We start from the raw sequence: 12261 nt of genomic DNA, 5'->3' as shown, positions 1-12261 counted from the left end.
GTCATTTCACGCACGCGCCGGCATCGACAGGGAAAGTGACCCCGGTGACGTACCGTGCCTCGTCACTGCCGAGGAACAGCACCGCATTGCTGATATCGGTCGGTTCGAGCCACGGTGTGGGCAGCGCGTTGAGTGACGTGAATCCCGGCATTGCCGTGTCCTGGGACGGCTCGGGTTCGCCGGGCGAGAATATCGCGTACGCACCCGGATTCTGGATCATGAGGGTGTCGACATTGGTGGGATGGATGGTGTTCACCCGAATTCTGTACGGCCCCAACTCGTTGGCCATGGTCCGCATCAGGCCGACGACTCCGTGTTTGGCGGCCACGTAGTGCCCGGTCCTCTGTGTCCCCTTCAGTCCGCAGATCGAACTGGTGAACAGGATGCACCCACCACGCCCTGCGTCGATCATGCCCGGGATCGCGACCTTGGCCGTGTTGAACACTCCGGTCAGATCGACGTCGATCACGTCCTGCCACTGCTGCGCGGTGAGCTCCCACGACATTCCGTAGGTGATGATGCCGGAGTTGGCGACGACGATGTCGACGTGGCCGAACTGCTCGATACCCGAATCGAAGGCCTTCTGGAGACCGGCGAGGTCGCGCACATCGGCCTTGACGGCCACCATCCGCCTGCCCAGCGCCTCCACCTGCGCCACGGTCTCCTCCAACTCCTGTTCTGTGGCAAGAGGATAGAACGGCGTAACCGTGTCGATGTTCTCGCAGATGTCGACCGCGATGATGTCCGCACCCTCCTCCGCCAGCCGCAATGCGTGACTACGCCCCTGCCCCCGCGCGGCACCGGTGATAAATGCAACCTTGCCTTCTACACGACCCGACATTTTCGAAAGACCTCCTGAAGGCGTTGTGGGGATTGGGGTTTGCCGGTCACTTCACGCACGCTCCGGCATCGACGGGGAAGGTGACCCCGGTGACATACCGCGCCTCGTCACTGCCGAGGAACAGCACGGCATTGCTGATGTCGGTCGGGTCGACCCACGGTGTGGGCAGCGCGTCGAGCGACATCAACCCCGGCATCGCCGTGTCCATGGTGGGCTCGGGTTCGCCGGGCGAGAACATCGCGTAAGCGCCTGGATTCTTCAGCATTACGGTGTCGACATTGGTCGGATGAATAGTGTTCACCCGAATGCTGTGCGGCCCCAGTTCGTTGGCCATGGTCCGCATCAGACCGACTATTGCGTGTTTGGCGGCAACATAGTGCCCCGTCCCTTGGGTCCCCTTGAGCCCGCAGACCGAGCTGGTTAACAGGATGGCCCCACCACGTCCTGCGTCGATCATGCTCGGGATCGCGACCTTGGCAGTGTTGAACACACCGGTCAGATTGACATCGATGATGTCCTGCCACTGCTGCGCGGTGAGCTCCCACGACTGTCCGTAGGTGATGATGCCGGCGTTGGCGACGACGATGTCGACGTGGCCCAACTGCTCGATACCTGTGTCGAAGGCCTTCTGGAGACCGACGAGGTCGCGCACGTCGGCCTTGACGGCCACGATCCGCCGGCCGAGCGCCTCCACCTGCGCCACGGTCTCTTGTAGATCCTGATCGGTGGCCAGGGAGTAGTGGGTGACCGTCTCGATGTTCTCGCAGATGTCGACCGCAATAATGTCGGCGCCCTCCTCCGCCAGCCGTACTGCGTGACTGCGCCCCTGCCCCCGCCCCGCGCCGGTGATGAATGCAACCTTGCCTTCTACACGACCCGACATGTTCGAAAAACCTCCTGAAAGTGTTGTGGGGACTAGGGTTTGCCGGTCATTTCACGTACGCGCCGGCATCGACGGGGAAGGTGACCCCGGTGACATACCGGGCCTCGTCACTGCCGAGGAACAGCACCGCATTGCTGATATCGGTCGGGTCGACCCACGGTATGGGCAAAATGTTGTTCGACATGAATCCCGGTATTGCCATCTCCATGGTGGGCTCGGGTTCCTCGGGCGAAAACTTCGAGTACGCGTCCGGATTCTGGAGCATCGGCGTGTCGACGTGGGTGGGATGGATGGTGTTCACCCGAATTCTGTACGGCCCCAACTCGTTGGCCAGGGTTCGCATCAGACCGACTATTCCGTGTTTGGCGGCCACATAGTGCCCGATCTCTTGCATCCCCTTGAGCCCGCAGAGCGAACTGGTGAACAGGATGCACCCGCCACGGCCTGCGTCGATCATGCTCGGGATCGCGACCTTGACCGTGTTGAACACACCGGTCAGATTGACGTCGATCACGTCCTGCCACTGCTGCGCGGTGAGCTCCCACGACCGCCCGAAGCCGACGATGCCGGCGTTGGCGACGACGATGTCGACGTGGCCGAACTGCTCGACACCCGAATCGAACGCCTTCTGGAGACCGACGAGGTCGCGTACGTCGGCCTTGACGGCCACGATCCGCCTGCCCAGCGCCTCCACCTGCGCCACGGTCTCCTGAAGTTCCCGATCTGTCCCGAGAGAGTACGACGTGACCGTCTCGATGTTCTCGCAGATGTCGACCGCGATGATGTCGGCGCCCTCCTCCGCCAGACGCACTGCGTGACTGCGCCCCTGCCCCCGCGCGGCACCGGTGATGAATGCAACCTTGCCCTCTACACGACCTGACATGTTCGCTCAAACCTCCTGACGGTGTTGCGTGAATCAGAGTGGAAGCAGGACGGCGCCGACACCTTCGAGTACCCGGGCACCGTCGACCACCTCCAGGGCCAGGTCGCAGCGAACCAGCGTGCCGTCCTGCCCTTCCTCGACGGCGGTGACGACACCGCTCGCGCGCAGACGCTGCCCTTCGACGACCCTGCCCCGGAACCGAAACCGGAAGTGCCGGATCCGATCGACCCCTCCCGCCCAGGCACCGAGCATCGAGACGACGTACGCGATGTTCGCGGGACCCTGGTTGACAGTGCGCTCCCCCATCCCCAACTCCGAAACCGCTGATCGGTCGAAGTGGATCGGGTTCGGATCGCGCATCAACGCCGACAACGTCTTCATCCGCGCGGGATCGACCGCCTCGATGATGCGCTCTGGGATCTCCTGTCCGATCGCGACGGTCATGACGCGACCCCCCTGCGCGGGAAGACGATCGAATTGGTGGTGGAGGCACTGAGTGCGCCGTCCTCGGCGTAGAGGTCGAGCCGGTAGCCGACAATGTCGAAGACGCCGGTCTGTTTGCCGACTTTCCTTTGTGCCGAGACGATCTCGCCGAACACTGTGTATGTTTCATCCGCTCGGAGTGGTCTTCGGATGGTCGTCTCCGTCTCACCGGCCATCGGCCCGTCCGATTCGCGGGCGCCGAATACGGCGAACAGTTCGTCCCAGCTCCAACCCATGGCACTGGTGGCGACGAGGAAGACGAAGACGGGGTGCTCTGCACCGTCTTTCGTGTCGGCCATCATGCTGTCGAGTACGAGATGGACCCACCATCGTTCCAACCGCACCGTGCCACCGGGGAACGGCGTTCCCACAAGTTCGGCGAGTTCGCTCTCGGTCGGCACCACGAGGTCGGTCGCCGTCTTCATGCGCCGACCGTCAGATATGGAGCCCGAAGGTCCCGCTTCATGATCTTGCCCGTCGGCGCCTTCGGCAGTGCGTCCACGAAGTCGACCGACCGCGGCTTCTGATACGACGCCAGGTTGTTCTTCGCGGTCTCGATGATCTCGACCTCGGTGGCAGTGTGTCCCGGTTTGAGAACGACGACGGCCTTCACCGCCTCACCCCACTCCTCGTCGGGAACGCCGATCACCGCGCACTCGAGCACTGCGGGATGTGCCCCGATGGCCTCTTCCACCTGCACGCTGTAGATGTTCTCGCCGCCGGAGATGATCATGTCTTTGGCACGATCGACGATGAACACATACCGGTCCTCGTCCCACGTTGCGATGTCGCCGGTATGCATCCAGCCGTTTCGTAGAGTTTCGGCCGTCAACTCGGGCCTGTTCCAGTAGCCGAGCATGTTCGCTTCGGACTGGACGACGACCTCCCCGGGTGTCTTCCCGTCGCGCGGCACCTCGTTGCCGACGGAATCCACCACCCGGATGGTGGTGACGAATCCCTCTCTGCCACAGGACTTCAGCCGATGCGAGTTGATGCCCCGCACCGCGTCGAGGTGATCTTCCTGCGACAGGAACGCCATCGTCGTGCCCTCGGTCTGCCCGTAACCCTGGATAAGGGTGCACGGGAAGGCCTCGAGCGCCGCCCGAACGGTGGACGACGGCATCGGCCCGCCGCCGTACTGGATGTTACGCAAGCTGGACAGGTCGTAGCAGGAGAAATTCTCCACCGCCATCATCCAGTTCAGCATGGTGGTGATGCCGAGGAACGCCGAGACCCTCTCCGCCTCGATGACCTCCAGCGCCTGCCTGGCCTCGAAGTTCACCAGGACAACGGGGCATCCGTGCTTCATGTAATTCATCGAAAGCACAACGGGAATGTGATACATCTGCCCCGTCAGCATGTAGACATCAGTGGGAACCACCCGTTCGGCCACGGTCTGGTTCAACATTCCCGCCGCAGCGCTCATGTGGGAATGCAAGGCACCCTTCGACTCCCCGGTCGTTCCCCCGGTGTAGAGGATGAAGAAGGGGTCATGCCCCTGTACGCCCGACGTCCAGATCGGTTCCGCGCTGACAGACGCTGCAAGCAGGGCTTCGTACGTCCCGTCACCATCGGGCCCGAATTCCAGCCAGTTATCGACGTTCGACGAACGCTTCAGCTCCTCGGCGACCCCGCGAAACTCGTGCGCCGTGATGACGACCTTCGGGGCGGCATCGGCGATCAGCCCGGACAGCGCCGGCGCCGCCAGTCGCCAGTTCAGCGGCTGCAGCACCAAGCCTGCGCGACCGACCGCGAAGAACAGTTCCTGAAACTCGACGCTGTTCTTGGCGAGTACGGCGACGCGGTCACCCTTCTCCAGGCCGAGTCCGCGAAGACCGTTGGCCGCGCGCCGCACCCGATCATCCAACTCGAAGAATGTGATCCGCCGATCGTTCGGCACATCGTAGACAGCCGGAGCATTCGGCGTGAGCGCTGCCCACTTCGCCGGGATCAGACCCTGATTCAGCGTCATACTCTATCTCCTGGAAGGGGGCGGCTCAGTACTGAAAGCCCAGCCCGATATGACGCTTGAAAAGGTGCCATTCGTTACCAGCGTTCGCCCACTCGTCCTCGTACTTGTCCGTGGACAGCGCCCGCAAGGGGTCGTTCTCGTCCGACGTGAACGGCGTCTCGACAGTGTCCAAATTGCCGTCTTCGTAGGCTAATCCGCAACGCACGAGTGCATTTTCGATGTCATGTGTGATCGACATTCCGGTTTCTCCGAACCGAGCAGTGGTGTGATGACGCCACTTTATACGAATGATGCGCAGGGAACTAGGGGGAGACGCATTAACTTCACAACACCAGGCACTCCAGACGACCGGGCGGCGAAGCCGGCTATTCCACCGTCCACGTGTCTTGTCCGGTCAGCAGACGCTGAAGCGCATCGGTGTCGACGGGGTTCTTCTCCCGTTCGAGTTCGTTCTGGAGGCGAACCATGTCGTCATACGTGTCCCGTACGACACTGCGGAACACGCCAGTCACCGTGTGAGTGAGGTTCTGATCCGAGAGCCTCGACAGAGCGTGAGCGTAGTCGGGATCGTCGGCATGAGCGTCATGTACGACGATCTCGCCCCTGTCGACCTCAACCGTCGAAACCACCTTCATCCCGAAACCAGAACGGACAACACAATATTCGCCAGCTTCTCCGAACACGATCGGCTCGCCGTGAGTCAGCGGGATCAGTCGCTGCTCCGAACCGTCCTTACGGAGGATGTCGAAGGAGCCGTCGTTGAAGATCGGGCAGTCCTGGTAGATCTCGATAAAAGAGGTTCCCCGGTGTGCCGCCGCCTGCCGCAGTACCTCCGTCAGACCCTTGCGGTCGGTGTCGATCGCTCGGGCCGCGAACGTCGCCTCGGCACCGAGTGCCAGGGACAGGGTGTTGAACGGGTGATCCACCGAACCGAGAGGGGTCGACTTCGTGACGGTGCCGACCTCGGACGTCGGTGAGTACTGCCCCTTGGTCAGCCCATAGATCCTGTTGTTGAACAGCAGGATCGTCATGTTGACGTTCCGCCGCAGCGCGTGGATGAGGTGGTTGCCCCCGATCGACAATGCGTCACCGTCGCCGGTGACCACCCACACCGACAGATCCGGCCGTGTCACGGCGAGGCCCGTCGCAATAGCGGGCGCACGGCCGTGAATCGAGTGCAGGCCGTACGTGTCCAGATAGTACGGGAATCTACTCGAACACCCGATCCCGGAAACGAACATCATGTTTTCACGTCGAAGTCCCAACTCCGGCAGGAAACTTCGGATCGTGGCGAGGATGACGTAGTCACCGCACCCAGGACACCAACGGACCTCCTGGCTCGTGGCGAAGTCCTTGGCCGTCTGCTGTTCGTCAGTCTTGGGGACGTTCGCGTTGGCGGTCAGCCCCAGGTCTGCACCGACTCGGCCGATCATTCCTGTCACGCCGACTCCCCTTCCCCTGGTGTGGTCGTTCGGTAAGTTGCCGACGCGAGCGCATCGGAGGTCTTCGCGAGTTCGCTCTTGCGCAAGGTTCCCGCCAGAGCCGCTTCGATCACCTCGTGCAGTTCATCGGAGAGGAAGGACAGGCCCTGCACCTTCGTCACCGATTGCACGTCCACGAGAAACTTCGAGCGGAGGATTGTGGCAAACTGACCGAGATTCATCTCCGGCGCGACGACGGTTTCGTAACTCCGAAGTACCGCACCGAGATTGGCGGGCAGCGGATTGAGATTGCGCACATGCGCGTGGGCGACATTCTTGCCCTCGCGGCGAGCTCGCCTGCACGCCTCACCGATCGGCCCGTACGAACTTCCCCACCCGATGAGCAGCAGGTCCGCTCTTCCCGAGGGGTCGTCGACAACCACATCGTCGACGGTGATTCCGTCGATCTTCGCTTGACGCAACCGCACCATCAGATCGTGGTTGGCAGGATCGTAGGAGATGTCACCGCTGCCGTCCGACTTCTCGATCCCACCGACCCGGTGCTCGAGTCCCGGCGTTCCCGGTATCGCCATCGAACGCGCGAGCGTCTCCCGGTCGCGGGCGTACGGGGCGAACTGCCCTTCCGAGGGAGGCTCGGTCTCGAAACCCGGATCGATTCGATCCAACTCCGACACGTTCGGAATCGCCCATGGTTCACTTCCATTCGCGATCGCACCGTCCGACAGCAAGAGCACCGGTGTGCGGTATTCGATGGCGATCCGCGCGGCCTCGATGGCGACGTCGAAACAATCCGCCGGTGAGCGGGGTGCGATCACCGGAACCGGTGATTCACCGTTGCGTCCGTATATCGCTTGCAACAGGTCCGACTGTTCGGTCTTGGTCGGAAGCCCCGTCGACGGACCCCCGCGCTGGACGTCGATCACCAGCAGTGGAACCTCCGTCATCACCCCCAGTCCGATCGATTCGGTCATGAGCGCCAAGCCGGGACCAGACGTGCTCGTCACCCCGAGAGCGCCACCGACGGATGCTCCCAGCGCCGCACCGATCCCGGCAATCTCGTCCTCGGCCTGGAAAGTAGTGACACCGAGGCCCCGGTGATTGCTCAGTTCGTGCAAGATGTCCGATGCCGGGGTGATCGGATACGTGCCGAGAAAGACGTCCATCGAGGCCAAATGCCCCGCAGTCAGCACTCCGTATGCCAGGGCCTTGTTCCCAGTGACCCGACGGTAGGTGGCGGGCGGCAGTGCAGCAGCCGACACCTCGTATGTGGTCGCGAAACTCTCGGTCGTCTCCCCGTAGTTCCACCCCGCCCTGAACGCGAGAAGATTCCCCTCGGCGATCTGCGGCGTCGCCGCGAACTTGGACCGCAGGAATCGCTCGATACCGTCTGTAGGGCGGTTGTACATCCACGAGAGCAAGCCCAGCGAAAACATGTTCTTCGCCCGCTCGCCGTCCTTGCGGCTCAGCCCGGCGGGTTCCACCGCGCCGGCCGTCAACGTCGACATCGCCACCGGATGCACCACGTAGTCCGCGAGCGTGCCGTCGTCGAGCGGGTTCGTGGCGTAGCCGACCTTCGAGAGATTCCGCTTGGTGAACTCGTCCGTGTTCGCGATGATCATGCCGCCGCGCGGTAGATCCTCCAAATTCGCCTTCAACGCGGCCGGGTTCATGACAACAAGGACGTCCGGGCGATCGCCTGCGGTCAGGATGTCATAGTCCGCGATCTGGATTTGAAACGACGACACTCCTGGGAGGGTTCCTCGCGGAGCCCGGATCTCGGCAGGGAAGTTGGGTTGAGTGGCGAGGTCGTTGCCGAACGCCGCGGCCTCCGACGTGAACCGGTCGCCGGTCAACTGCATGCCGTCACCCGAGTCGCCCGCAAAGCGGATGGCCACCCGCTCCAGCTTCGTGGAGTTCGCCTCCGTCGTCATCGAACCACCAGATCTCTCTAGCTAGTGTTGGTCTCTGATCAGCTGTTTCGCGAGGGAGTCGAGGATGACCTCGGTGGATCCCTCGTAGATCCTCATGGGCCGTGCTTCGCGGTACAAGCGTTCCAGTTTTCCGCCGCGCACAAGTCCGAATCGGCCCATAATTTGCACCGCCCGGTCAATCACCCGGGCGGCCATTTCGGTCGCACCGACCTTCGCCATCGACGACAGGTGGAGATTGCCCCTGGCGTCACGGGCAGCCGCTGCAGCCGCGCGGTAGGTGAGCGAACGAGCCATTTCGATGTCGGCCCAGCTGGAGGCGAGGTGCTCGGGCACCGAACCCAGTCGGGACAGATTCACCCCGAATTGTTCGCGACTATTTGCATGACGCACCGCTTCTCGCAACGCTGCCTCGGCCATTCCAACCGCCGCGCCCGCGACCGAGACGCGGAAGGTGGCGAGGGTCACGAGCACGAGACCGAAACCCTTGCCCTTTTCGCCGATACGGTTGCCGATCGGCACTTCGACGTCCTCGAGGATCACATCGCCGAGGACGTGCGGGGCGATGATCTGGTGCGGCCGCTGCGTCGACAGACCTGGAGTATCCGCAGGCACCAGGACCAGTGAATATCCGTGACCCTCGCGCGCCAGAATGCAATAGAAGTCGGCATCGCCCCCGTTGGTGATGAACGACTTGTGTCCGTTGACAACCAGCTTTCCATCGCGCTCGACGACTGTGGTGGTCAGTGCTTTGAGATCGGATCCGACGTGCGGTTCGGTGAGCCCGAGAGCCGCAATGGTGCCGAGGTTCGCAACCCTGGGCAGCCATTCGCGCTGCAGTTCCTCGGATCCGCCGACGGCGATGCCGTAGCTGCCGATCCCCTGCATCGCGAAGAGTGAATCGAGGTGCGACGACTCCGCGGCCAGTTGCTCGCGGACAAGGGTGACTGCCAGGGAATCGACCCGCTCGTAGCGTCCGCCGAATCGGGCAGGAACGACGACGCGAGCCAAACCTGATGCCTGCAACCGCTTCCGGATGCCGACATCGAGGCTGTCGGCTTCGTCGGCGCGCGGAGCGAGGTCTGCACACGACACAGCGAGATCCCGCGCTTCCGCCTGCAAGTCTCGGTACTCGGTCGGTAGCGCAAACAGTTCTTGCTGGTCGCTGCTCACGTCGTTCTCCATTCTTCATGATTCTCCAAAGACACGTCGGCCGACCGCCGGGCACGCGTCGAGGTGTTCCGGACGTGAACTGCGTCACCACCAGTAATCTATGATCACAATAGCAATGGATATTAAGTCGTCAATGAGCATGCGTAGGTGACCATCACATGACCGGATCGACCCACCAGAGGGATCATGGCCCCTTCGATCCCAGCCATGCATTCGACCTGACGGGGCGCACCGCCGTCGTCACCGGCGGCAGCCGCGGGCTGGGCCGTGCCATGGCCTTCGGGCTCGCCGCCGCAGGATGCGACGTGGTCGTCGCCAGTCGCAACCTCGAGTCCTGCAAGACCACTGCCGAAGAGATCAGCGACCTGACCGGCTGTAAGGCCCTCCCCTACAGCGTCCACGTGGGGAAATGGGAGTCGATCGACGCACTCGTCGACGCCGCCTACCGCCACTTCGGCAAGGTTGACGTCCTCATCAACAACGCGGGAATGTCGCCGCTCTACGAGAGCGTCGACACGGTCAGCGAGGTCCTGTTCGACAAGGTTCTCGCCGTCAACCTCAAGGGCCCGTTCCGGCTCACTTCTCTCGTCGGAACGCGCATGGCGAAAGGCGGCGGCGGATCCATCATCAACATCTCGAGTGTCGGGGCCATCCACCCGCGCCCCGAGATCCTCCCTTATGCGGCGGCCAAGGCAGGCCTCAATGCACTGACCGCTGGATTCGCGCGCGCATTCGGTCCCACCGTCCGCACCAACGCCATCATGGCGGGCACCTTCCTCACCGACGTGAGCAACTCGTGGGACAAGGATGCGTTCGCGGCGCGCGCACAGACGTTCGCCGCGAAGCGCGGAGGACAGCCCGAAGAAATCGTCGGCGCCGCGCTCTACCTCGCCAGCGATGCGTCCAGCTACACCACCGGTTCCGTCATCACCGTCGACGGCGGTCAGCCATGACCGCAGCCGTCGCACAGCAGCGGATCCAACTGTCCTACGGCGACTGCGATGCTCTCGGCATTGCCTACTTCGCGATCAACTATCCGTGGATGGAACGCACCTACAGCGTCTGGCTGCACTCTTTCGGGCTGGACAGCCACACCATGCTCGAAACAGTGGGCGCCTACACCGTCGGGCTGAAGTCGGAGTGCCAGTATTTCGCCAGTTGCGCGGTCTTCGACGAGCTGACGTGCACGGTGGTCCTCGACCGGCTCGGTACAACGTCCTACACACTGGGCTTCGACTTCGTCCGCGGCGACGAACTCGTCGCCCACGGCAAGATCACCTTCGCCGTGCGCAGCGCCGAGGGAGCGAAAGTCGCTATCCCCGACCGGTTGCTCAGCGCCCTGAAGACCCTCGAACCGTCCAGCTACACCACTACCTAGTGGCTTGGGAATCGGCAATGCGAAGTGGGTGTACGGGGCTCGTCACACGCGCAAGTGGCACTAGCCCTGTGAGCGACTGACGACGCCCGCCGCTGCCAGGGACGAAAAATCCTCGGCGCTCAATCCGAGCCGGGACGACAGCACTTCTTTCGTATGTTCTCCGATGGCCGGAACGCCGTCGTAGGACGGGCCTTCATACCCGTTCATGTGCATGACGGGGCCGGGCATGAGGACGTTCTTCATCATGTCGTCGCCGGTGATCTCGACGAGCGTGCGTTCCTGGAAGTGCGGATCTGCCACGACATCCGCGGCATCGTTGACCGGTGCGGACACCACCTCGAACTTCTCGAGGGTTGCCAGGACGTCGGCGCGCGGCATCGACCGCACCCAGTTCTTCACCATCGACTGGACCTCGTCGTTGTTCTGCAACCGGGCGGCGTTGGTGGCGTAACGGGGATCCTCGATCACCTCGGGCATGCCCATCGCCGCGAACAGCCTCCTGGCGATGGTCTGGTTCGACGCTGCGATAGACAGGAACCTCCCGTCGCTTGCCTCGTAGATGCCTCGCGGAGACGCGGAACCGGTGCTGTTGCCGATCCGGTTCTGGATCTCACCGAGCGAGGTGTACTTGAGGAAAATGTCGCCGATGATGAACATCAGCGGCTCGTACAGGGCGACGTCGACGCACTCACCCTGTCCGGTGCGTTCGCGCTTGTACAGCGACATCGCGACGCCCATCGCGGCCGACAGCCCGGCGATCGAATCGGCGAACCCGAACGGCGGGGACGTGGGAGGCGAGTCGGGCCAGCCGTTCACGTGTGCGAATCCGCTGACCGTCTCGGCGACCGTCCCGAATCCGGGCAGCAGGCGGTTGGGGCCGGTCTGCCCGAACCCCGACACACGAGCCATGACGAGTCCCGGATGATCCTTGCTCAATTCCTCGTAACCGAGTCCCCATTCCTCGAGCCGGCCTGGCCGGAAGGACTCGAGCACGACGTCCACACGCGCGGCGAGCCGGAGGACTAGGTCGCGCCCCTCGGCAGAGCGAAGATCGATTCCCACCGAACGCTTTCCGGCGTTGAGACGACAGAAGCCGAGCGACAGCCCCTCCTTCTGCGGGATCCAATGGCGGGCATAGTCACCCGTCTTGGGGTCCTCGACTTTCACGACGTCGGCGCCGAAGTCGCGGAGCATTCTTCCGGCGGTGGGCGCGGCGTACATGGTCCCCAGTTCGAGCACCTTGATCCCGGCCAGCGGTCCAGCAGACGAAGCAGTCAT

13 protein-coding genes are annotated in these 12261 nt (G+C 63.0%); 2 read left to right on the top strand and 11 right to left on the bottom strand.

Annotated elements, in window-relative coordinates; translation table 11 throughout:
* Window position 1 precedes the first annotated feature (1 nt).
* The 10 genes from AB0I57_RS00760 to AB0I57_RS00715 form a co-directional block, all read right to left on the bottom strand.
* Window positions 2-841, bottom strand: coding sequence for a mycofactocin-coupled SDR family oxidoreductase (locus AB0I57_RS00760; protein WP_358328453.1), 840 nt, complete (start codon window positions 839-841; stop codon window positions 2-4).
* A 46-nt stretch (window positions 842-887) separates the two neighbouring features.
* Window positions 888-1724 (bottom strand): mycofactocin-coupled SDR family oxidoreductase, encoded by an 837-nt coding sequence (locus AB0I57_RS00755; protein ID WP_358328450.1) that lies wholly within the window; start codon window positions 1722-1724, stop codon window positions 888-890.
* 46 nt (window positions 1725-1770) lie between these two features.
* On the bottom strand, window positions 1771-2607 hold the full coding sequence (locus AB0I57_RS00750) for a mycofactocin-coupled SDR family oxidoreductase (protein ID WP_358328448.1): 837 nt from the start codon (window positions 2605-2607) through the stop codon (window positions 1771-1773).
* A 33-nt stretch (window positions 2608-2640) separates the two neighbouring features.
* Window positions 2641-3051: a MaoC/PaaZ C-terminal domain-containing protein gene (locus AB0I57_RS00745; protein ID WP_358328445.1), complete on the bottom strand. Its 411-nt coding sequence runs from the start codon at window positions 3049-3051 to the stop codon at window positions 2641-2643.
* On the bottom strand, window positions 3048-3515 hold the full coding sequence (locus AB0I57_RS00740; protein WP_358328443.1) for a hypothetical protein: 468 nt from the start codon (window positions 3513-3515) through the stop codon (window positions 3048-3050). The genes AB0I57_RS00745 and AB0I57_RS00740 overlap by 4 nt, the downstream gene beginning before the upstream one ends.
* A complete protein-coding gene (locus AB0I57_RS00735) occupies window positions 3512-5062 on the bottom strand; it encodes an AMP-binding protein (RefSeq protein ID WP_358328440.1) in 1551 nt (516 codons plus the stop codon). Before AB0I57_RS00735 ends, AB0I57_RS00740 begins: the two co-directional genes overlap by 4 nt.
* A 25-nt stretch (window positions 5063-5087) precedes the next feature.
* A complete protein-coding gene (locus AB0I57_RS00730; RefSeq protein ID WP_358328437.1) occupies window positions 5088-5300 on the bottom strand; it encodes a hypothetical protein in 213 nt (70 codons plus the stop codon).
* A gap of 127 nt (window positions 5301-5427) precedes the next feature.
* Window positions 5428-6495 carry a 2-oxoacid:ferredoxin oxidoreductase subunit beta gene (locus AB0I57_RS00725; protein ID WP_358332984.1) on the bottom strand — a complete coding sequence of 356 codons (1068 nt, stop codon included), beginning with the start codon at window positions 6493-6495 and terminating at the stop codon, window positions 5428-5430.
* 5 nt (window positions 6496-6500) lie between these two features.
* Window positions 6501-8435, bottom strand: a complete 1935-nt coding sequence (locus AB0I57_RS00720; RefSeq protein WP_358328434.1) for a 2-oxoacid:acceptor oxidoreductase subunit alpha — start codon at window positions 8433-8435, stop codon at window positions 6501-6503.
* 21 nt (window positions 8436-8456) lie between these two features.
* On the bottom strand, window positions 8457-9605 hold the full coding sequence (locus AB0I57_RS00715) for an acyl-CoA dehydrogenase family protein (protein WP_358328432.1): 1149 nt from the start codon (window positions 9603-9605) through the stop codon (window positions 8457-8459).
* Window positions 9606-9763: 158 nt separating this feature from the next.
* Between AB0I57_RS00715 and AB0I57_RS00710 the strand changes: the two genes are divergently transcribed.
* Window positions 9764-10558: a glucose 1-dehydrogenase gene (locus AB0I57_RS00710; protein ID WP_358328429.1), complete on the top strand. Its 795-nt coding sequence runs from the start codon at window positions 9764-9766 to the stop codon at window positions 10556-10558.
* A complete protein-coding gene (locus AB0I57_RS00705) occupies window positions 10555-10983 on the top strand; it encodes a hotdog domain-containing protein (RefSeq protein WP_358328420.1) in 429 nt (142 codons plus the stop codon). The genes AB0I57_RS00710 and AB0I57_RS00705 overlap by 4 nt, the downstream gene beginning before the upstream one ends.
* Window positions 10984-11043: 60 nt before the next feature.
* On the opposite strand, the gene AB0I57_RS00700 is transcribed toward AB0I57_RS00705, so the two are convergent.
* Window positions 11044-12261 (bottom strand): CoA transferase, encoded by a 1218-nt coding sequence (locus tag AB0I57_RS00700; RefSeq protein WP_358328417.1) that lies wholly within the window; start codon window positions 12259-12261, stop codon window positions 11044-11046.

The sequence above is a fragment of the Rhodococcus sp. NPDC049939 genome, assembly GCF_040656415.1.
Classification (GTDB): Bacteria; Actinomycetota; Actinomycetes; order Mycobacteriales; family Mycobacteriaceae; genus Rhodococcus_F.
The sequence above is the reverse complement of the archived record's forward strand: the minus strand, read 5'-3'. Positions and strand labels throughout refer to the sequence as shown.

What these genes read in the sequence shown, in the direction of transcription:
- AB0I57_RS00705 (WP_358328420.1), top strand. Translation starts at nt 10,555, where the DNA reads ATGACCGCAGCCGTCGCACAGCAGCGGATCCAACTGTCCTACGGCGAC.
- AB0I57_RS00760 (WP_358328453.1), bottom strand. Translation starts at nt 841, where the DNA reads ATGTCGGGTCGTGTAGAAGGCAAGGTTGCATTTATCACCGGTGCCGCG.
- AB0I57_RS00740 (WP_358328443.1), bottom strand. Translation starts at nt 3,515, where the DNA reads ATGAAGACGGCGACCGACCTCGTGGTGCCGACCGAGAGCGAACTCGCC.
- AB0I57_RS00755 (WP_358328450.1), bottom strand. Translation starts at nt 1,724, where the DNA reads ATGTCGGGTCGTGTAGAAGGCAAGGTTGCATTCATCACCGGCGCGGGG.
- AB0I57_RS00710 (WP_358328429.1), top strand. Translation starts at nt 9,764, where the DNA reads ATGACCGGATCGACCCACCAGAGGGATCATGGCCCCTTCGATCCCAGC.
- AB0I57_RS00700 (WP_358328417.1), bottom strand. Translation starts at nt 12,261, where the DNA reads ATGACTGCTTCGTCTGCTGGACCGCTGGCCGGGATCAAGGTGCTCGAA.
- AB0I57_RS00735 (WP_358328440.1), bottom strand. Translation starts at nt 5,062, where the DNA reads ATGACGCTGAATCAGGGTCTGATCCCGGCGAAGTGGGCAGCGCTCACG.
- AB0I57_RS00720 (WP_358328434.1), bottom strand. Translation starts at nt 8,435, where the DNA reads ATGACGACGGAGGCGAACTCCACGAAGCTGGAGCGGGTGGCCATCCGC.
- AB0I57_RS00730 (WP_358328437.1), bottom strand. Translation starts at nt 5,300, where the DNA reads ATGTCGATCACACATGACATCGAAAATGCACTCGTGCGTTGCGGATTA.
- AB0I57_RS00725 (WP_358332984.1), bottom strand. Translation starts at nt 6,495, where the DNA reads ATGATCGGCCGAGTCGGTGCAGACCTGGGGCTGACCGCCAACGCGAAC.
- AB0I57_RS00750 (WP_358328448.1), bottom strand. Translation starts at nt 2,607, where the DNA reads ATGTCAGGTCGTGTAGAGGGCAAGGTTGCATTCATCACCGGTGCCGCG.
- AB0I57_RS00745 (WP_358328445.1), bottom strand. Translation starts at nt 3,051, where the DNA reads ATGACCGTCGCGATCGGACAGGAGATCCCAGAGCGCATCATCGAGGCG.